18 protein-coding genes and 1 other annotated feature are annotated in these 20,744 nt (G+C 32.7%); of the genes, 8 read left to right on the top strand and 10 right to left on the bottom strand.

What is annotated here, in order from left to right:
- Positions 1-41: 41 nt before the first annotated feature.
- The 10 genes from JV173_RS05855 to rpmH form a co-directional block, all read right to left on the bottom strand.
- A complete protein-coding gene (locus tag JV173_RS05855; protein ID WP_205735360.1) occupies positions 42-986 on the bottom strand; it encodes a carbohydrate ABC transporter permease in 945 nt (314 codons plus the stop codon).
- Between the two features lie 9 nt (positions 987-995).
- Positions 996-1,925, bottom strand: a complete 930-nt coding sequence (locus tag JV173_RS05860) for a carbohydrate ABC transporter permease (protein ID WP_205735361.1) — start codon at positions 1,923-1,925, stop codon at positions 996-998.
- Positions 1,925-3,553: an ABC transporter ATP-binding protein gene (locus tag JV173_RS05865; protein WP_205735362.1), complete on the bottom strand. Its 1,629-nt coding sequence runs from the start codon at positions 3,551-3,553 to the stop codon at positions 1,925-1,927. Before JV173_RS05865 ends, JV173_RS05860 begins: the two co-directional genes overlap by 1 nt.
- 338 nt (positions 3,554-3,891) lie before the next feature.
- Complete coding sequence (gene asnS, locus JV173_RS05870) at positions 3,892-5,283, bottom strand: asparagine--tRNA ligase (RefSeq protein WP_205735363.1); 1,392 nt, start codon at positions 5,281-5,283, stop codon at positions 3,892-3,894.
- A 42-nt stretch (positions 5,284-5,325) separates the two neighbouring features.
- Positions 5,326-5,542, bottom strand: a binding site (T-box leader).
- Between the two features lie 17 nt (positions 5,543-5,559).
- Positions 5,560-6,702, bottom strand: a complete 1,143-nt coding sequence (locus JV173_RS05875; RefSeq protein ID WP_205735364.1) for a DNA recombination protein RmuC — start codon at positions 6,700-6,702, stop codon at positions 5,560-5,562.
- Between the two features lie 17 nt (positions 6,703-6,719).
- Positions 6,720-7,640, bottom strand: coding sequence for a hypothetical protein (locus tag JV173_RS05880; RefSeq protein ID WP_205735365.1), 921 nt, complete (start codon positions 7,638-7,640; stop codon positions 6,720-6,722).
- Positions 7,641-7,770: 130 nt separating this feature from the next.
- Positions 7,771-8,391: an RNA-binding cell elongation regulator Jag/EloR gene (gene jag, locus JV173_RS05885; protein ID WP_205735366.1), complete on the bottom strand. Its 621-nt coding sequence runs from the start codon at positions 8,389-8,391 to the stop codon at positions 7,771-7,773.
- A gap of 16 nt (positions 8,392-8,407) precedes the next feature.
- Positions 8,408-9,880, bottom strand: a complete 1,473-nt coding sequence (locus JV173_RS05890; protein WP_205735367.1) for a YidC/Oxa1 family membrane protein insertase — start codon at positions 9,878-9,880, stop codon at positions 8,408-8,410.
- Positions 9,873-10,229 (bottom strand): ribonuclease P protein component, encoded by a 357-nt coding sequence (rnpA, locus tag JV173_RS05895; RefSeq protein WP_205735368.1) that lies wholly within the window; start codon positions 10,227-10,229, stop codon positions 9,873-9,875. Before rnpA ends, JV173_RS05890 begins: the two co-directional genes overlap by 8 nt.
- Positions 10,230-10,353: 124 nt before the next feature.
- Positions 10,354-10,488: a 50S ribosomal protein L34 gene (rpmH, locus tag JV173_RS05900; RefSeq protein ID WP_205735369.1), complete on the bottom strand. Its 135-nt coding sequence runs from the start codon at positions 10,486-10,488 to the stop codon at positions 10,354-10,356.
- Between the two features lie 365 nt (positions 10,489-10,853).
- Between rpmH and dnaA the strand changes: the two genes are divergently transcribed.
- The 8 genes from dnaA to JV173_RS05940 all read left to right on the top strand — a co-directional run bounded on the left by dnaA (position 10,854) and on the right by JV173_RS05940 (position 20,743).
- Positions 10,854-12,212, top strand: coding sequence for a chromosomal replication initiator protein DnaA (gene dnaA, locus JV173_RS05905; protein ID WP_205735370.1), 1,359 nt, complete (start codon positions 10,854-10,856; stop codon positions 12,210-12,212).
- Between the two features lie 126 nt (positions 12,213-12,338).
- The gene (gene dnaN / locus JV173_RS05910) at positions 12,339-13,469 is read left to right on the top strand and encodes a DNA polymerase III subunit beta (protein WP_205735371.1); all 1,131 of its coding nucleotides are present in this window, start codon (positions 12,339-12,341) and stop codon (positions 13,467-13,469) included.
- Between the two features lie 207 nt (positions 13,470-13,676).
- Entirely contained in the window at positions 13,677-13,883 is a 207-nt protein-coding gene (locus tag JV173_RS05915) for an RNA-binding S4 domain-containing protein (protein WP_205735372.1), read from the top strand.
- Entirely contained in the window at positions 13,880-14,929 is a 1,050-nt protein-coding gene (gene recF / locus JV173_RS05920; protein WP_205735373.1) for a DNA replication/repair protein RecF, read from the top strand. The genes JV173_RS05915 and recF overlap by 4 nt, the downstream gene beginning before the upstream one ends.
- Complete coding sequence (gene gyrB / locus JV173_RS05925) at positions 14,916-16,829, top strand: DNA topoisomerase (ATP-hydrolyzing) subunit B (protein WP_205735374.1); 1,914 nt, start codon at positions 14,916-14,918, stop codon at positions 16,827-16,829. Before recF ends, gyrB begins: the two co-directional genes overlap by 14 nt.
- Before the next feature lie 14 nt (positions 16,830-16,843).
- A complete protein-coding gene (gene gyrA / locus JV173_RS05930; protein WP_205735375.1) occupies positions 16,844-19,432 on the top strand; it encodes a DNA gyrase subunit A in 2,589 nt (862 codons plus the stop codon).
- A 94-nt stretch (positions 19,433-19,526) separates the two neighbouring features.
- Positions 19,527-19,976: a hypothetical protein gene (locus JV173_RS05935; RefSeq protein WP_205735376.1), complete on the top strand. Its 450-nt coding sequence runs from the start codon at positions 19,527-19,529 to the stop codon at positions 19,974-19,976.
- Between the two features lie 140 nt (positions 19,977-20,116).
- Positions 20,117-20,743, top strand: coding sequence for a TetR/AcrR family transcriptional regulator (locus JV173_RS05940; RefSeq protein WP_205735377.1), 627 nt, complete (start codon positions 20,117-20,119; stop codon positions 20,741-20,743).
- Position 20,744: the final 1 nt, after the last annotated feature.

Below are 20,744 nucleotides of genomic sequence, written 5' to 3' on the forward strand. Positions count from 1 at the left end.
TATTCTCTCCTTTTTCTTTTTTATAGGTTTCCTTTTTAAGATTAACCTTTAACACCACTACGAGATACGCCACTCATAATATATTTTCTAAAGAATACGAAAAGTAAGAGTAGCGGTACGGTTACTGTCACGGTTGCAGCCATTTGCAGGTTGAAAAGTGTTCTACCATCAGCACCAGCATTTGGATCTGTGAATGAGCTTCTTAACCATGTAGTAACTAATTTATATTTTTCATTCGCAACAAGGTTTGGCCAAATATATGCATTCCAAGTACCCATTAATTTAAGGATAACGATTGTAATGATACTTGATTGTGCCATAGGAACCATAACACTCCATAAGTATTTAAAGTCACCACAACCGTCTACTTTAGCTGCATAATAAAGTTCATTTGGTATTTGTTTGAATGTTTGTCTTAATAAGTAAATGTGGAAAATTGAAACTAAAAATGGAACGATCATAGCAAGGTATGATCCAACACCATCTTGGTTAACCCAACCTAAACGAGAAACTGTTACGAAGTTAGAAATAACCATCATTTCCCCAGGAATCATCATTGTTGCAAGTAATGCTGTGAAAATTATTTCGCGTCCTTTGAAATTTAATCTTGCAAGTGCGAATGCAACAAATATTGAGAATAAAGTACCTAAGATTGTTGAGAATACTGCAACAATCAATGTATTTGTTAAGTAACCCATAAAGTTGATTCCACCAGTTTGGCTAGATGAGTATTCGAAGACACTCACATAGTTTTGAGGTGAAAATTCTTTAGGGAATAAACTCATGTTAGTAGAGTTTAAGACTTCTTCCGTACTTTGGAATGAGACATTCAACATCCAATAGAATGGAACAAGTACAATAAACGCCATAATAATTAAGAAAATATAAATACCTGTTTTTGATACGATTGAAGCTGTTTTTTGTGCAACTAACTTTTTATTTTCTTTATAGTCGGCTTTAATTTTTATGTTTTGTTGTGCTGTCATGTCGGCCTCCTAATAATGAACTCTCTTCTTGCTCACATATAGATTAACCACTGTGAAGATCAAGATAATTGCAAACAGTATAACTGCGGCGGCAGCTGCTTTTGAGTAGTGTGAGACAAAATTAATTTCGTCCATACCGATTTTATCAATCTTATCATAGACATATGCAACAACTGTAAGTCTATCAAAATCAAGTGATTTACCCGGTTTAGCAGCAACTGCAAGTACGGATTCATAGGTCTTAAATGAACCAATGAATGAAGTAATTACGATGTAACTAATTAAAGGTGATAATAAAGGAATTGTAATTTTTGTAAGTACTCTATTTTTTGGAGCTGCATCAATTTTAGCTGCATCATAGTACTGCTTAGAAATTGATTGTAACCCACCAATAAAGACTAGAATCTTAAATGGTAATGCATTCCAAATATTATATAGTAAGACTACAAACATCCATCGTTCAAAAGGTGCAGATTCTCCGACCCAGTCTAAATTCAAATTAAAGATTGTATTAACCAATCCTTCCGGTAGTAAGCCTTGCACACTAGAGTGAGTAAACATTACTGAGAATACCATACCAATTGCAAGTGTATTCGTAACATATGGAATGAAGAATATTGTTTGGAATACTTTTTGTAATGGTTTGATTGAATTAAGTGCAACAGCGATTAGAATAGCCAAGATAGTTGAGATAGGCACTGATACGAAAACAATAATCATCGTATTGCCTAGGGCACCTAAGAAGAATCTATCACCTAGCACATGCTGATATGCCATTAAGTCAAAGAACTTACCGAAATCATCTGTGAGTGAATTATATTGGGTAAATAATGAAATCAATACAGTTTTGACTAATGGATAGAATGTAAATACTATTAAAAGGAACAGTGGAATGGCTAGATAGAGCCATGCAATCCTATCTTTCTTATAGTCTAACATTATGCAATTCTCCTACCAGTCTCTTTATCAAAGATAAATGTTTTACGTGGTTTTAGGTTGAAATTAACAGTTTTCTTACCATTTAAGTTAACTTCATCGTTATTTAGAATAATTCTCATTGATTCAGAAATTGCATTTTTATGTGATGATACAAGTGCTAAGTCACGGCCAATTGTTTCAACAAATAATGCATCAACTGTTAATTTGCCATCTTCAGCAAGTTCATATCCTTCAGGTCTAACACCAACGACCACTTCTTTTGCATTTGAATCTTTAAGTTTAGCAGATTCAAAGACAGCTTTTCCGTCGATCATGACTTTAGTACCATCTAAAGTTGCATTGTAAAGGTTGATTGGTGGTGTACCTAAGAATTTAGCAACGAATAAGTTTTCTGGTTGGTCATAAACTTCTTGTGGTTGACCTTTTTGTTGTTCTTCACCGAAGTTCATTAAGATAATTTCATCAGAAATTGACATTGCTTCTTCTTGGTCATGGGTTACGAATACTGTTGTAATTCCAGTTTCTTTTTGAATACGTTTAATTTCTTCACGAGTTTGTAAACGAAGACGCGCATCTAAGTTTGATAGTGGTTCATCAAGTAATAATACTTTTGGTTTCTTAACAAGCGCACGTGCAATTGCAACACGTTGTTGTTGACCACCTGATAATTGAGCAGGTTTCTTGTCTAATTGATCTTCAATACCAACAAGTTTAGCCATTTCAATTGCTTGTTCATTCATATATTTCTTATAGTTCTTGGATTTGGCTTCATGAACGAGTTTAACGCTCTCTGGCATCATTGCATCAAGTTTAACTTGGATCTTAGCTTTACGCTTAATTGGATCTGTTTCTTCTGCAACAACCTTAGCGACGATTTCTTTTTTATCTTCATTAAATTTAGCTTCTACAGCATTGTATTTAGCTTGAATAGTCTTTAATAAAGTATCTAATCCTTCCGGAGTGATTTCTTGTTTAGCTAGTGCATAATCAACTTCAAATTGAGCAATCTTTGATTTATGGTTTGCTTTAATTTCAAGTACTTCAGCTTTATATGCTGTTTTAGCGTTTGCTACTAGAGTTTTATCACCAGTTGCTTTTGCTTCTGCCTTAGCATCTAAGACTTTTTTAGCAGCCGCTAAAAGTGCGCTGTCAAATTGAGCTTTTGCTTCTGATTCCATTCTTCTAAATTTATTTTGAAGAACTTCTAGTTTTTCTTGATATTCATAATAAGCTTTAGCTTCTGCTGGTGCTTCAAGTAAGTGTGCTTTTTGATAAGCTTCTTCAATAGACTTCTTGCGAAGATTCATATTTTCTAGTGGGAATAGAATATTCTTTCTCACAGTCATATGAGGATAAAGTGCATAGTTTTGGAAAACTAAACCAATTCCTCTTTTTTCAGGTGTTAATTCGGTTACGTCCTCGTCACCGAAGAAGATTCTACCTTCTGTTGGATAGAGTAAACCAGAAATCATATAAAGTGTTGTTGATTTACCGCAACCTGAAGGTCCTAAAAGACCAACCAGTTTTCCTGATGGGATTACAATGTCTAAATTTGAAACTGCGCGTGTTTCAGTTTTAGCTTTTGGATCCGCGAATACCTTGGTTAATCCTTCTAACTTAATTTGCATATTGCCTTGCTCCTTAGTATATTTTTTTGTTCTTTGTCAATAACATAAAAAAAGCCCACAACAATGGACTAATCTGAGACTAAAAAAGAAACGTATGTTTCGTTGGTATCGTTTAATTGAATTAAATTGAAGCTAATCATCATTAGTTTCATATAAATCCAGTTTCCTCCAACTTCACATATCATTATATGATAAAGCCTTCCCAAATACAAGTATAGACGACCTCTTTACATGTTTTAATTTTTTACAAAATTAGCAAAAAAGTTTCTCATCTGTTGTTTATCATTAATTTTTCCAAGTCTTCAGGAAAGAAAAAAGTGTGCATAATTGCACACTCATTAGAATTCTAAATTTTTTGGTGTTCTTGGGAATGGGATGACGTCTCTGATGTTTTCAACACCTGTTAGATAAATTAATAAACGTTCAAATCCTAGACCAAATCCTGAGTGGACACAACCACCATATCTGCGTAAATCTAGGTACCAATCGAGGTCTTTTTTAGGAATATGCATCTCTTCCATGCGTTTTTCTAGTAAATCTAAGCGTTCTTCGCGTTGAGAACCACCAACAAGTTCACCACTACCAGCAACAATTAAGTCAACAGCAGCTACTGTTTCATTGTCGTCATTCAATCTCATATAGAAGGCTTTAATGTCTTTTGGCCAGTTAGTTACAAATACTGGAGTGCCGAAATGTTTTTCTGTTAAATACTTCTCGTGTTCTTTAGCTAAATCTCTGCCATGAGCTGGTTTATTTTCAAATTTTACACCAGCATTTAGTAAAATATCGATTGCTTCTTTATGTGTAATTTTGGTAAATTCTGAGTTTAAGACGTGATTGAGTTTATTTAAAAGTCCATTTTCAACAAACTTATCAAAGAATGCCATTTCTTCTGGGGCATGTTTTAATACATATGAAATGACATATTTAACCATGCTTTCAATCATTTCCATATTACCTGCTAGATCTGTGAATGCCATTTCTGGTTCAATCATCCAAAACTCTGACGCGTGAGTCATTGTATTGGAGTTTTCAGCACGGAAAGTTGGCCCAAATGTATAGATGTTTCTAAATGCCATGGCATAAGCTTCACCTTCAAGTTGACCTGTAACTGTAAGGTTAGCCGCTTTACCAAAGAAGTCTTTTGAATAATCGATTTCACCATCTTCTGTACGTGGTAATTTGTCTAAATTTAAAGTAGTCACTTTAAACATTTCACCTGCACCTTCACCATCGTTTGCAGTGATGATTGGTGTGTTGACATAAACAAAGTCTTGTTCTTGGAAAAATCTATGGATTGCATAAGCAGTTAAGCTTCTAATTCTAAATACTGCAGAGAATAGATTTGTTCTTGGACGTAGATGTGCAACTTCTCTTAAGAATTCTCTTGTATGGCGTTTTGGTTGAATTGGATATGTTTCATCAGCTCCACCTAAAAGTTCGACTTCTTTAGCTTTAATTTCAAAAGGTTGGCTACGTTCTGGTGTTAATTCGAGTGTTCCAATAACTTTGATTGATGAACCAACCGTTAAACGTGTTACTTGTTCAAAGTCTTTTGTTTTTTCTCTTTCATATACAACTTGAATAGTTTCAAAGAAACTACCATCATTTAGATTAATAAATCCGAATTCTTTTTGATCGCGGTGATTTCTAATCCAACCTTGTAAAACAATTTCTTGATTTGCAAATGAAGCTGGATCTTTATATATTTGTCTAATTGTTAATTCCATGTTAACCTCCTAAAAAATAAAATCCTTAGACTGAAAAATTAGTCTAAGGACGAATTATATATTCCGTGGTACCACCTTAGTTCCGGTTGCCCGGCACTCTTTAAACTTTTTAACGCAAGTTACACGTACAGTTCTACTCATCTTTATGACTTTCTTCTGTCTCTCAAAGGGTTGTTCATATACTTTGATTGTTAATTTTCACCAGCCATTAACTCTCTTTAAATCTTTCGTATATTACTCGACTTCTCTACGATTTAGTTTGATTATATCAAATTATTAATATTTATCAATGATAGATTCATCTTTTAACTGATCAAAATCAGACTTTTCGATTTGATAAACCTTTTTATTTAAGCGTTCCATTGGTTTTTCTAAATCATCCGCTACTTTGTTCATCTTATCAATTGCTTTTTTAACTTCATCCCAACGTTCAAAGAATAACCTAAAGTCTTTATATAAACCTTCAAGTTCTTTTAACATGCGTTCAGCGTTTTTCTCTCTATCAATATTTGATGCAATCACAATAATCATTGTCAGCATATAGACAAGTGTTGTTGGTGATGTAATCCAAACCAATCTTTTTTGAGCAAATTCAATTAAATCTGGGTATTTTGCATGAATTTCTGCAAAGACAGATTCAGACGGAATAAACATGATTGCTTGGTCTGCTGTTTCACCTTTTAAAATGTATTTAGAACTAATATCATCAATATGCTTTTTAATGTTTGTTTTAAAGTCTTTTTGAGCTTGGTTTCTTTCATCTTGTGAGGCTTTATCATCATTCATTAACAAATAGTTTTCTAAACTGAATTTAGAGTCGATTGGAATGTTACCCACACCTTCAGGACCATAGATAATCGCATCCACCATGGTGCCGTTTGAAAGTTTCTTTTGTTGTTCATATAAGACTTTATTACCTTCACCAAAAACATTATTTAAAATATTGTAAAGTTGTGCTTCACCATAGAGGCCGCGCAACTTTTTATCTGATAAGAGTCCGGATAATTCATCTACATTCGTTGATAATTTCTCTATATTCTTTTGTGTTGTATCAATAACTGTTAATCGCTCCTTGATGCCATTGAATAATTCTTGCGTCGTTTTGAATCCTTCAGTTAATCGACGTTCAACTTTTTCATTGATTGAGGTCACATCTGTGGTTACTTTATGTGTTAAGTAATCTTTAAATTTGTCGAGTTCGTCTTTAATTTCACCTTTAGATTTCGCATTAACAAGTTCTAATTCCTTAGCAAATTCATTTCTTAAATGCTCAATTTTAGTGACAAGTTCTTGTTGATATCTTATACGTGCTTCATCATCAGTTGATTTAGGCTTTTTGACAAGTAAAAAAATCAGTACACCCATTAGAATGAGCACTAACACCAATACAGCCGATAAAATAATTAATGTTGTTTCCATAATTGATCCTCCATTATTTAATCGAGGTAATATACATGGATTGTAAATGAACCATCTTCATCGAAAATTGTTTCTTTATAAATCGTAATGTAGACATCATCTGAAAGTAAAATATCATAGTCAGATGGGATAAATCCATCCGGGTCTAAGTTATAGCTTTCTCCATTTACAGATGTCACAGAGCTGTAAGCTCTTGTTACCAAATCAGTACAATAAAACTTATATTCCGTATCAAATATAAATAAATAATTATATAAACCACGATCAACTTTGTCTTCAACATAACCTACTGCTTGATCAATATCATCTTGAATGGTATTTACATCATTAAATTTTGGTCTAACAGCAAAAATTTCAGGACGATAATATTTACCATAGTATGGGTATTCTGCATGATTTTCATTTCGATATGGTCGCATCCAATAATTATATGTTTTTTGAGCAGAGACCCCATATATATTTTCCTCATCATATCCTCTATGCGTGATGACATTAAACATTGTTTCTAAATTAAGAAGTCCGTTTGATGTCATACCTGTTGATTGTAAAATTGTATTATTCTTACCAACTAATGCAGCGTGTCCACCCAACCAGAAAGATAGCATTTGATGCACAACAGGTACATATGGGAATGGTGATTCAAATGCTAAAAGAATATCCCCTTCAAGTCCTGGGTTCATTCTTTCCTCATCATAGAACACATCTCTTGTGTCTTGAAGTTCATAATCATGTACTCTTTGTACCTTATGATAAACATATTTATCACCGTTTGAATGCATGATAGTTTCTTCTTCATAAGCACGTGATTTGAACTCTTCTAATTTTTCATTCTTCTTATGATTTTCATAGGTCGATACACCAATTGAATACATAAAGAAAAAGAGTGCTATATATAAAATTAACTTGAGTATTTTTCTACCAATTTTTCTTTTTTTCATACTGATATTATAGCATTTAAAGAATATTACATATCCTTTATACCTTTCTCGTTCTTGATACTATTATACGATAATACCAAAAGAATTTATGAGAAAGAAAAAGTGGAACATTTTGTCCCACTTAATTTTTTTATTTTCTTTTTGGTTTGATGATGATTGCACGTTCGTCGCCTTCACCTTCTGATTCGGTTTCAACATCACGCCATTCAGCTAATTTAGCATGAATGATGCGACGATCAAAAGCATTCATTGGGTCAAGTTTAACTGCAATTCTTGTTCTTGCAACATCTTTAGCAGTTTTAGTTGCTAAAATTTCAAGTTGTTTTTTACGATTCTCATGATAATTTCCAATATCTAATGTAACTAAAATTGGATCTTTTGAGAATGATGCTAAATGATTTCTTAATAAAGTTTGTAGGGCAAGTAATGTTCTACCATCTTTACCAATTAATAGTGCATTTTCTGATGTTTGTAGTCGGTAATAGATTTCATTTGGATTATGTGATCTAAATTCCATCTTGCAATCAATACCAAGTGCAGAAACAATACCCTCTAAATAGATTTTACCTTCGGTAGTTAAGTCAATTTTAGGGGTTGCTTTAAATGTAGTTGTTGCACCAACACCGAGAAATCCCTTTTTCTCTTTGACAATTTCAAGTTCGATTTTGTCTTCTGCGATCTTTAACAATTCAGACGCTTTTTTAAGTGCTTCTTGTTGAGTCTTAGCTTCAATTTCAACTTGTTTTAACATAGTTTTTACCCCCTATTTAAACGATTGAATGTTGATTCTTTAACTTGTTGTGTTTTCTTTCAGATAACTTACGGTTAATTAATGATTGACCGATTGAGTAAATGTTACCTACAACCCAGTAGAATCCTAACGCGTTAATTGATGAGAATGTTGTAATTGTCATCATAGCAATCATAACCATTGATACGGTTTTCATTGTTTTTTCAGTTTGCATTTGTTGTTCATTTTTAACTTGTGTACCAGTGTTTTTAGCATAAGATGGTTTTTTAGCTGAAATCTTTTGTAATAACCACATTGTTAAACCAACAATTGCAGCAAGTACATAACTCCATACATCTGTTACACCACCTACTGATGCTAAATCTAATGTACCAAAGAATAATTTACTGTTTGAAATTGCTCCTGTATACATACCACCTGGTTGAGTGATTCTATAAACAACTTGGAACATTGCAAGGAAGATTGGCATTTGGAAGAATGGTGTGAAGCAACCTAAGATTGAAATACCATACTTCTTATAGATAGCCATCATTTCGATTTGCATCTTTTGTTGGCTTGCTGGATCTTTCTTTAATGCATATTTGTTTTGAAGTTTATTCATTTCAGGTTGTGCAAGTGCCATTTTCATTGACATATCGTTTGCTCTAGCATAAATTGGCCATGCAATTGTACGTACGATAATGGTTGCAAAGAAGATGCCAACAGCATAGCTATTAAAGAATAGTCCTGCAAAGAATTGCATAATAAATGAGATAGGAATAATTAAAATCCAGTCCCAAATATAACCTAGGAATGTATTTTCCATCTCAGTTGAGATTGGTAATTGATTATCAATTGGTTTAACTGTATTGTTTCTTACAACAATTGTTGTTTCTTTAGCATCATCAAATTTAATTGTAAATACATTTAATGATGACATTTTCTTAATATTTTGTTCATAGCCTTCAGGTTGAGCAGCTTCAAAATATGATACTGCATCTTCAACTACAACATCTTCTGAACTTTCGGCATCGAAATTAGCTGATAAAACAGAAATTCCATTTAAATCAATCTTATTCATGATAGTTGTCCAATATAATTTTGTTACATTAGCTAACTTTTCTGAATCTGAATCGATACCATATGTTGCTGATACTGCTCTAACTGCGACTGCGCTTGGATCAATTGCAGCTGCATCATACATATATACATTATAAGTAGCAGTGAAATTTTGGTGTGTAATTGTTACTTTGAAAATATTATCTTCTAAATCTGTGATCACTGAAGTAAATTCAGTTGCTTCAATTTTTGTTGCTGTTTGATTGTCGTTAATAACGAATACTTCATAATCACTATTTGAAACAATAGGTTTACCATTTGCTGATTCAGTTGTTGTATAAACAATTTTATTTGGTGAAACAAATAAGTCAGTTTTGTTTACAGATTGCTGACAAGCAACTAGAATAAACCCAAGTGCTAACACTGTAAGTAGTGCTAAAAATTTACGCATTTGTTTGTTCCTCTTTCTCTATAAATCTTGCTTTAATTAAAAGTTTTTTGATGTTTTCTAAAATATCATTATATTTTAGTGTGTTGACGCTTGGTTTGACAACGATGACAAAAGATACATCTTGTTTTAATTCATCTTTGAATTTAGATAGGATGTATCTTAAGCGACGTTTTGCCAAATTACGCTCCACGGCACTCCCGTATTTTTTACCAATAGAGATCGAATATTTAAAATGTATATCTTCGTGTTTTTGATAGTAGATTGCAAAATAGCTATTACCTACAGAAGTTTTAGCTTTAAAAATGCTATCTATTACATCTTTACTTTTTAATGAGTAAACTCTTTTCACAAGATCACCTTATAAATATATAAATAAAAAATAAAGGACTGCCTAAAACAAATCATACGAATTTGTCAATTATCGGGTAGTCCTGGTATTTTTAATTGATTGATTAACTTAATTTGGTAGAAAATTAAACAGTTAGTACGTGGCGGCCTTTAGCTCTTCTTCTTGCTAGTACTTTGCGACCATTAGCTGTTGCCATGCGTGCTCTGAATCCGTGTACACGTTGGTGTTTAATTTTGCTTGGTTGATATGTTCTTTTCATTTACGAACACCGCCTTTCATATGAAACCTTGCCTTACTTATTATAAATAAAGTAATGCTAATTGTCAAACACATTTTGTAAAATAATTTTTCCCACTTTTATATCCACAATAATTCACATCTTTTATCCACAAAAATGTGGGAAGATTACCCACAAGTTATCAACATTGTGGATATGTGGATTAAACATATATTTTTGCTTAATAAGGCTGATAAGTGGTCTAAAGTTTTCCACATTCTCATGTTATGAAAGTGATTTTCTGTAAATTTTATCCACAAATATTGTGGAAAACTTTTTAGTATTTTTTGATTTTCGTATGCTATGATATTAGTAACTTAAATTACTAACTGAAAGAGGAGACAAAAATGAGTCCTTACGACAACTTATGGCAAACAATTCTAAAGGATTTAGAAAGACTTTATAGTGAAGAAACTTACACAGAGTTATTTTCACCGATAACAAGTACATATAAATACCAAAATGGATTGATTACAATGGTTGTTGCTAATGAATTCCTAAAAAACCGTATCAATAAGTTATATATTGGTAAAATCAATGAGTTAGCTTCTGTATACTCAGAACATCCGGTTAGATTCAAATTCATTACTTCTGATGAGGTAAAACCAGAGGATTCAGCTCCAGAGCGTAAAATTTCAATCGATTATCGTCAAGAGAACTTAAATTCTACTTACACCTTTGACTCCTTTGTTGTTGGTAAATCTAATATGTTTGCATTCCGCATGGCAATGAAGGTTGCAGATCAGCCTGGTGCTGTTGCAAATCCATTTTACATCTTTGGTGATGTTGGACTAGGTAAAACACACCTTATGCAAGCAATTGGTAACTATATATTAGATAATGATGTTGAAAAACGTATTTTGTATGTAAAAGCTGATAATTTTATTGAAGATTTTGTATCCTTACTATCTAGAAATAACAAAACTGATGAATTTAATAATAAATATAGAGATATTGATGTCTTATTGGTCGATGATATTCAAATTATGGCTAACGCTTCAAAGACTCAAATGGAATTTTTCAAGCTATTTGATTATCTATATTTAAATAATAAACAAATTGTTATTACATCTGATAAACCTGCTAGTCAATTAACAAATATTATGCCACGTTTAACCACTCGATTTGAAGCAGGATTATCTGTTGATATTGAAGTTCCTGATTTAGAACACAGAATTAGTATTTTAAAACGTAAATTGTTAACTTTTGAAAGTTCTCAAGTTGTTCCTGATGAAATTCTATCCTTTATTGCATCACAATTCACTGCAAATATCCGTGAGATGGAAGGTGCATTAATTCGTTTAATTAACTATGCTCAAACCTTTAATTTAGATATCACAATGGATGTTGTAGATGATGCATTAAGTAGCATCTTAAAGACCCGTAGAAAGACTGATCAATTAAATGAAAATAATTACGATAAGATTCAAAGTGTTGTTGCAGATTATTTCAATATAAGTCTACAAGACTTAATAGGCAAAAAACGACATGCAAAATATGCACTTCCAAGACATATCGCAATGTACTTAATTAAACTAAAATATAACTTAGCTTATAAGACAATTGGATCCTTATTTAGTGACCGTGATCACTCAACTGTACTAGCTGCATGTGAGAAGGTTGAAAAGGATATGAAACTTGATAAAAATTTAAAATTCGCAATTGATTCAATTCTTAAAAAATTAGACTCTTCATCCACAAAGTAATTGTGGAAAAAATATCGAAATTGTGGTAAAATATAATGGATGTGAAGCGATTAAAAAGGCTTTTCCACATTCCCACAGTTACTAATAACAATAACTTATAAATAATAATATAAAAAGGGGTTAACTATGAATTTCACAATTGACCGAGATATACTTTTAAATAACCTGATTCATGTTCAAAAAGGATTACCTGTTAAAACACCACTACCTATTCTTTATGCAATTAAATTTGAAGTGTTTTCAGATTATATTCAATTAACTGCATCTAACTCTGATATTGCAATTCAAGTGTTAATAGATGATAAATCACTTTCAGTTGCTAAAACAGGTAAGATTGCGCTGCCTGGTCGTTACTTTATAGATATTATTAGAAAAGTGGCCGCTCAAAGAATTGAAATTGCACTTCAAGAAGAAAGATTATTAGTTATCCGCGCAGATCGTTCTGAGTTCAAACTTAAATTAATGGATGTTGAAGATTATCCAGATGTAGATTTCTTAGATTTATCAGAACCAATTACGGTTTCTTCTGAAACAATCAAAGAGATTATAAAAGAAACAAACTTTGCTACAGCTGATAATGAAAAACGACCAATTTTAACCGGTGTTAATTTAAAATATCAAGATCAAAGAATTTATGCGGTAGCAACCGACTCTTATCGTCTATCTCAAAAGAGTTTAGCATTACGAGCAAGTTCTGAAGGGTTTAATATTGTAATCCCAAACAAGTCACTTGATGAGTTATCAAAAATCTTAGATCATGTGAATGAAGAAGTTGAAGTTTACATCAATCCAAACAAAGTTTTATTTAAGTTAAATAAAATTCTATTCCAAACTCGACTTTTAGAAGGTACATATCCAGATACTTTCAAAATCATTCCAACCTCATTCCCAACAATTATTTCATTCAATAAAGAAGAATTGCTTGCAGCTGTTGATCGTGTAAGTTTATTATCACCACGTGATCGTGAATCAAACTACAACATTATCAAATTAACATTACGTCCTGATCAAGTCGTTGAAATTTCTTCAACAAACAATGAAATTGGGGACGCTAAAGAAGAAGTTATTCCAAGCTCTGATGTTGAAGGTGGTTTAATTTCAATTGCATTCTCATCCAAATACTTAAATGAAGCATTAAAAGCTTTCAAATCCTCTGAGGTAACATTAAACTTTGCAGGTGATATTCGTCCATTTGTAATTAAAGGTAACCTAGATCCAGATCTACTACACCTTATCTTACCAGTTAGAATCGACTAAAAACTAAGAGCACCTAAGTGGTGCTTTTTTTCTGCATAAATTTAAGAACATCAAAACGCCACTTTTTATTATTCGGCAAAAATCGCCGTTTTTAAAAAGTTTTATATCGAGAGGTATTCAGTTAAATTTCAATGTGAAAAAGCGTTAAAATTGGCATGTTTTTTCTTATATTATGATATAATATAAAATGACAAAGGAAATAACAACATGGAAATCTTTCAAATTCAAGGCGAATTTATTACAATCTCACAACTTTTAAAAGTTTTAGACTACATCGGATCCGGTGGGGAATCGAAGTTTTTTTTATTGGAAAACGAAGTCTTATTAAATGAAGCAGTTGTCTTTGAAAAGAAAAAAAAGATATTCCGTGGTGACATTGTCAAAATCAACAGTAAGAGATATCTGATGAAATGATTGAAAAGATTGAAATTAAGAACTTTCGAAGTTTAGAACAATTTCAATTTAATACGACCAAACCGGTGATTTTACTTGAAGGTCCAAATGGGGTTGGTAAAACTTCAGTCTTAGAAGCAATTTATTTTGCGGCGACAACGAAGTCACATCGAACTTCAACTGAAAAAGACATGATTGAACATGATAAACCATATGCCATGGTACGTCTTAAAACAAGTGATGCTCAACACGAAATTATTTTAAGTGAAAAAGGTAAAAGAACTTTAATTAATAAAGTTGAAATAAAAAAGATATCAGATTACATAGGTAAACTGCATCTTGTTATGTTTGCCCCAGAAGATTTACTTTTAGTCAAAGGCAGCCCTTCAGAACGCAGATACTTTATGGATCTTGAAATGATGCAAGTTTCTAAAGAGTATCTTAGATGGTTAAATCACTATAAAAAGATTTTGAAACAAAGAAATGCATTACTGAAAAAACTAAAAGTGGATGATGATTATACTTTCCTAAACATTTTAGCTGAACAACTCTATGAGGTTGGAGAAAAGATCTATGATGCAAGAGAAACCTTCTTAGCTGAGATTAATACTTACCTGAAGGCTTCAAATTTAAAGTATAAAGACTTTTTAGTGGAAATTAGATATGAACCTAATCTTACTAAAGAAGCATGGTTAAAATACTTAAAAACAAAACAAAAACAAGATATCCTGTACGAACAAACAACAACAGGTATCCACAAAGATGATTTTGAAGTGCTATTTAATGGTCATCCTGCAAAGGATTATGCATCACAAGGCACACAAAGATTAATAACAATTGAAATTAAACTCGCACTATTAGAGTGGATTAAAGAAAAAACAAAGAAAGATGTTGTCTTATTACTTGATGATGTACTTTCAGAGTTAGATAGTGAAAGACAAGAACAATTTTTAACTTCAATATCTAACGCACATCAAACTTTCATTTCAAGTGCGATTCCACTTAACACCAAATTAGACTTACAGAAAGTTATATTGTCAAAGGAGAAGCAAGATGGATCAAAATAACAAGAATAATGCTCACTATACTGCCGATAATATTCAAATCTTAGAAGGATTAGAAGCTGTTAAAAAACGTCCAGGTATGTATATCGGTTCAACCGGTGAAAGAGGACTTCACCATTTAGTCTGGGAAATCGTTGATAACTCAATCGATGAAGCCTTAGCTGGATATGCATCAACGATTAAAGTTGAAGTTTTACCAGGTGATATTATCCAAGTAACGGATAATGGTCGTGGGATTCCGGTCGACATTCACCCTAAAACTGGTCGTCCAGCGGTTGAAACCATCTTAACAACATTACATGCTGGTGGTAAATTCGATAAAGGTTCATATAAAGTATCTGGTGGACTTCACGGGGTTGGTGCTTCAGTCGTCAACGGTCTTTCAACATGGTATAAAGTTGAAATTCATAAAGATGGTACAGCATATGAACAACGCTATGAATATGGTATTCCAGCATACGACTTAAAAATTATCGGGCCAACCGATAAAACAGGTACCATTACTACCTTCCTTGCTGATCCTAAAATCTTTACTGAAACAACACACTATAATATTGAAACACTTAAAAACAGAATTCAACAATTAGCATTCTTAAACAAAGGATTAATGATTACATTAATTGACTCAAGAACAGAAGAACGCTATGAAGAAACTTTCCATTATGAAGGTGGGATTATTGAATACGTTCATTATTTAAACCAATCAAAATCAAAAATCCATCCTGAAGTCATTTATATTGATAAAGAACAAGATGGCATTACAGTCGAGATTGCACTTCAATACGTTGATTCTTATTCACCAAACATTTACTCATTTACAAATAACATTTCAACCACTGAAGGTGGTATGCATGAAGATGGATTTAAGTTAGCCTTAACACGTGTTTTATCGAAATATGCAGATGATCAAAAAATGAAAAAAGATGATGCAATTTCTGGTGAAGATACAAGAGAAGGTTTAACTGCAATTATTTCTGTTAAACACCCTGAACCACAATTTGAAGGACAAACCAAAACTAAACTTGGTAACCCAGAAGTGCGTTCAATCACATCACAAATTACACAAGAAGCTTTAGAAAGATTCTTACTTGAAAACCCAGCACAAGCTAAATCAATTGTTGAAAAAGTTATCTTAGCTACTCGTGCACGTGTTGCAGCGAGAAAAGCAAAAGAATTAACAAGAAGAAAATCACCACTTGATGCTTTAGGTTTTGCATCAAAACTTGCTGATTGCCGTTCTAAAGACCCAGAGAAATCAGAGTTATACATCGTCGAAGGGGACTCAGCGGGTGGTTCTGCAAAACAAGGTCGTGATTCAGAATTCCAAGCAATCTTACCACTTCGCGGTAAAGTCTTAAACGTTGAAAAAGCACGTTTAGACAAAATGTTAAACAATAAAGAAATTGTGAACCTCATTCAAGCAATGGGCACAGGTATTTCAGATGAATTTGATATTACAAAATCAAGATATCATAAGATCGTTATCATGACCGATGCCGACGTTGACGGTGCACATATTAGAACCTTACTTTTAACATTCTTATTTAGACATATGAGACCTTTAATTGATGCAGGATATGTCTATGCAGCTCAACCACCACTTTACAAGATTACATGGGGCAAAAACTTAGTTTATGCATACTCTGATGAAGAGATGAATGCAGTTGTTGCTAAAGCTGAATCTAAACCATCCATCCAACGCTATAAAGGTCTTGGAGAGATGAATGCAGAACAACTTTGGGAAACAACAATGGACCCACATGCAAGAACCTTATTACAAATAAAACTTGAAGATGCAATTGAAGCAGACCAAATCTTCTCTATGTTAATGGGTGAAGAAGTTGAACCGCGTAAAAATTTCATCCAAAAGAACGCTCAATATGCAACAGATATTGACGTATAAGAAAGGATTTCATCATGAGTGACGATATTAAACAATATGACAAAATAAAAGAAGTAAATATCTCTTCAGAAATGAAGACATCCTTCTTAAACTACGCAATGAGCGTTATTGTATCGCGTGCGTTACCAGATGTTAGAGACGGTTTAAAACCGGTTCAACGACGCATTTTATATGCAATGCATGAAAACAATATGTATGCAACTTCAGCACATAAGAAGTCTGCACGTATTGTTGGGGATGTTATGGGTAAATACCACCCACACGGTGACTCTTCAATCTATGAAGCAATGGTTCGTATGGCACAACCATTTAGTTACAGAAAAACATTAATTGATGGACATGGTAACTTCGGTTCTGTTGATGGTGATGGTGCAGCTGCGATGCGTTACACCGAAGCAAGATTATCTAAAATTGCTGGTGAAATGGTTCGTGATTTAGATAAAAACACTGTGCCATTTGTTGACAACTATGATTCATCAGAAAAAGAACCTGCTGTCTTACCATCAAGATATCCAAACCTTTTAGTAAATGGTTCAACAGGTATTGCAGTTGGTATGGCAACAAATATTCCACCACATAATTTGGGTGAAGTTATTGATGCAATCTTTGCATACATGGAAGATCCTGAAATTACTGTGCTTGATCTAATGAAATATATTAAAGGACCAGACTTTCCAACTGGTGGTCAAATCCTTGGTATTACAGGACTTCGTCAAGCATACGAAACAGGACGTGGGATTATTGCAATCCGTGCAAAACACGAAACAGTTGTAACTAAAAACAGAACAGAAATTATCATTACTGAAATTCCTTATGCAGTTAATAAATCTGCTTTAATCGAAAGAATTGCTGAAGTTGTTAAGAATAAAATTATTGAAGGTATTTCAGATTTACGTGATGAATCAAGTAGAAAAGGTATGCGTATTGTCATCGAACTTAAAAAAGATGTCAATCCAATGGTTACATTAAATAACCTATATAAACATACTCAACTACAAACTTCATTTGGTATTAATATGATTGCCCTAGTCAACGGACAACCACAATTACTATCACTTAAAGATGCAATTCATTACTATTTATTACACCAAGTTGAAATCGTTACACGCCGTACGCAATTTGAACTTGAAAAAGCTGAAGCAAGAATGCACATTTTAGATGCACTCGTTAAAGCTTTATCTGATGTTGATAATGTGATTAAGATCATTCGTGATGCAAAAACTCCAGATATTGCACGCAATGGTTTAATCGAAAAATATGAATTTACGGACATTCAAGCAAGATCAATCCTTACAATGCAACTTCAAAGATTAACATCACTTGAAATTGATAAGATTTATGAAGAAGCAGAAGGTTTAAAATTAAAGATTAAAGAATATCAAGAAATTCTTGCATCAGAAGAAAGAAAATATGAAGTGATTCATCAAGAATTATCTGAAATTAGAGATAAATATGCTGATGATAGAGTTTCAGAAATCAATCTATATGAAGACCTTGATATCGATAATGAAGACTTAATCCCGGTTGAAGATATTATTGTAACAGTTACAAACAATGGTTATATCAAACGCATGCCGGTTGATGAATATAAACTTCAAAACCGTGGTGGTGTTGGTATGAGTGGTGTGAAGCTCCATGAAGATGACTATGTTGAACATATCGCAATGACATCAACCCATGACTTCCACCTATTCTTCACAAACTTTGGACGCGTCTTTAAAATTAAAGGATACGCTCTACCAAGCGGTTCTAGACAATCTAAAGGTGTTCCAATTGTTAACTACTTAAACTTCCAAGAAGGCGAAAAACTTGCATCATTTACAGCAATTAAAAACTTCGAAGAAGAAAACCATTATCTATTCTTTGTTACTAAGAAAGGTATTGTTAAGAGAACACATATCTCTAATTATCAAAACATCCGTTCAAACGGTATCATCGCTCTTAACTTACGTGAAGGTGATGAATTAATTACTGTTAAATCAACAGACGGTGCTAAACAAATTATCTTAGGTGCATCAAACGGTAAAGCAATCCGCTTTGACGAAAATGATGCAAGAGAAATTGGACGTACAGCAACTGGGGTACGTGGTATGTCACTTGAAGACCATGAGTCAATCGTTGGTGTTGCAGTTGTACAAGGTGATGAAGATATCTTAGTCATTACAGAAAAAGGATATGGTAAACGCACAAAAGTTGATGAATATCGTCTCCAAAACCGTGGTGGTAAAGGTGTTAAAACCTTAAATGTAACTGAAAAGAACGGTCAATTATCAACCCTTCGTTCAGTTACTGATGAAGAAGATTTAATTGTGGCAACAGATAAGGGTATTACAATCCGTCTCCCAATTAATCAAATTTCACAAACACGCCGTGCAACTCAAGGCGTTCGAATTATCTCACTTAAGAATGATCAAAAGGTTGCAACTATCGCAATCGTTCCTCATCAAGAAGAAACTGAAGAGGTTGTTGAAGGTCCTGAAATGACTCAAGAACAATTAAACTTAAGTGAAGCAGCTAAACGTGTTGAAGCTGTTGAACTTTCTGTTGACCAAGATGTTGAAGAAGAAGAAACATCAGCAACTCAACAAAAACTAGATTTATAATACCTAACAAATTAAACTCTATTCTGTCTGGGATAGAGTTTTTTCTTTGTAAAATCATATCATTTATATTAAAGTTAAAACATGAGGGGATCATATGAAAAAAGAACTGGGTATTTTAGTATATGTTGTTGAGATTTTATTTTTTTCAATGTTAATTTATCTTAAAATAGATTTTAATTTAAGATATGTTATCAATAAAGATTTGTTTCATCCTAACATCATGGATGATCTTATGTATTCAAATATTTTTTTCTTTGTTTCATACATACTTTTAAGATTTGGTTTATTGCCGGTTAAACTATATTCAAGAATTAATGAATTATCTAAGTATCATAAGGTGATGAATTGGGTGATTCTTGTGATGACAATATCTTTTGTAGTCGCAGTAGGCGTCACAATCTCTTATATAAAAGAAAGTAATCCACTTATAAATGAAGTAAAATCCGATCAAGAGACATTCATTTTCTGGATGTTATCAATATATATGATATCTGCATTCTTTGTTTATTATAAAGATTATAAAAAAGATGCATTAAATCCTTAAAAAGTAAAAGGCGTAATTTACCGCCTTTTAAAATGTCGTAAATTTTATAATATTACACACATTCTTGTAAGAAAAGAAAGTAGTGATATAATATATGATAATATTTTGTTGAACACTTATTCAATGAAGGTGATTTTAATATGGAAGAAAAGAAAAAATCTATCAGGGAACAACAAGCTCAAGATACAAAGAAAAAGATATTGGATGCTGCTTTAAAGCGATTTTCAGTTAAAGGATTTCATGGAACATCAATTAGGGATATCAATAATTCGATTGATGTTGCAGACGGCTTACTCTACCACTATTTTCCTGGTGGTAAGGAAGAACTCTTTAAGATTATTTCTGAAGAAGCAGTTATGCAACTAGAAAAAGAGATGCGTTCACGTGAGATTGCATTTGAAAGTATGAAACTAGAAGACATTCTAGAAAGTATGTTTCAATTCACTCAAGATGTCTTTGTTAAGTTTGATCAGGAAATTAAGTTGATTGTTGGAGCATTTATGGATCTTGATGATTCATATAAAAAGAATATTGAAACAATTGTGAATCAAACAAAACAGTGGTTTCCAGAACTCTTAAAAGATAGAATCAATATAGGTGAGATTCGTGCAATTGATATACACACTGCAACACTCTCAGTTGTTGGAATGTTTACATATCACTTTGTTGTTGAAGAGATGAACCTAGGTGAAGGTGCACTTAAAGACGATAAAGTAAGAAACCATATATTTAAATCACTCGTGTCAACATGGAAGAAAGAGGCTTAAT

It is taken from the genome of Acholeplasma equirhinis (genome assembly GCF_017052655.1).
GTDB classification, from domain to species: domain Bacteria; phylum Bacillota_I; class Bacilli_A; order Acholeplasmatales; family Acholeplasmataceae; genus Acholeplasma; species Acholeplasma equirhinis.

What these genes read in the sequence shown, in the direction of transcription:
- JV173_RS05875 (WP_205735364.1), bottom strand. Translation starts at nt 6,702, where the DNA reads ATGGAAACAACATTAATTATTTTATCGGCTGTATTGGTGTTAGTGCTC.
- JV173_RS05915 (WP_205735372.1), top strand. Translation starts at nt 13,677, where the DNA reads ATGGAAATCTTTCAAATTCAAGGCGAATTTATTACAATCTCACAACTT.
- gyrB (WP_205735374.1), top strand. Translation starts at nt 14,916, where the DNA reads ATGGATCAAAATAACAAGAATAATGCTCACTATACTGCCGATAATATT.
- JV173_RS05890 (WP_205735367.1), bottom strand. Translation starts at nt 9,880, where the DNA reads ATGCGTAAATTTTTAGCACTACTTACAGTGTTAGCACTTGGGTTTATT.
- jag (WP_205735366.1), bottom strand. Translation starts at nt 8,391, where the DNA reads ATGTTAAAACAAGTTGAAATTGAAGCTAAGACTCAACAAGAAGCACTT.
- JV173_RS05860 (WP_205735361.1), bottom strand. Translation starts at nt 1,925, where the DNA reads ATGTTAGACTATAAGAAAGATAGGATTGCATGGCTCTATCTAGCCATT.
- rpmH (WP_205735369.1), bottom strand. Translation starts at nt 10,488, where the DNA reads ATGAAAAGAACATATCAACCAAGCAAAATTAAACACCAACGTGTACAC.
- dnaN (WP_205735371.1), top strand. Translation starts at nt 12,339, where the DNA reads ATGAATTTCACAATTGACCGAGATATACTTTTAAATAACCTGATTCAT.
- asnS (WP_205735363.1), bottom strand. Translation starts at nt 5,283, where the DNA reads ATGGAATTAACAATTAGACAAATATATAAAGATCCAGCTTCATTTGCA.
- JV173_RS05935 (WP_205735376.1), top strand. Translation starts at nt 19,527, where the DNA reads ATGAAAAAAGAACTGGGTATTTTAGTATATGTTGTTGAGATTTTATTT.
- recF (WP_205735373.1), top strand. Translation starts at nt 13,880, where the DNA reads ATGATTGAAAAGATTGAAATTAAGAACTTTCGAAGTTTAGAACAATTT.
- gyrA (WP_205735375.1), top strand. Translation starts at nt 16,844, where the DNA reads ATGAGTGACGATATTAAACAATATGACAAAATAAAAGAAGTAAATATC.
- JV173_RS05855 (WP_205735360.1), bottom strand. Translation starts at nt 986, where the DNA reads ATGACAGCACAACAAAACATAAAAATTAAAGCCGACTATAAAGAAAAT.
- JV173_RS05940 (WP_205735377.1), top strand. Translation starts at nt 20,117, where the DNA reads ATGGAAGAAAAGAAAAAATCTATCAGGGAACAACAAGCTCAAGATACA.
- dnaA (WP_205735370.1), top strand. Translation starts at nt 10,854, where the DNA reads ATGAGTCCTTACGACAACTTATGGCAAACAATTCTAAAGGATTTAGAA.
- JV173_RS05880 (WP_205735365.1), bottom strand. Translation starts at nt 7,640, where the DNA reads ATGAAAAAAAGAAAAATTGGTAGAAAAATACTCAAGTTAATTTTATAT.
- JV173_RS05865 (WP_205735362.1), bottom strand. Translation starts at nt 3,553, where the DNA reads ATGCAAATTAAGTTAGAAGGATTAACCAAGGTATTCGCGGATCCAAAA.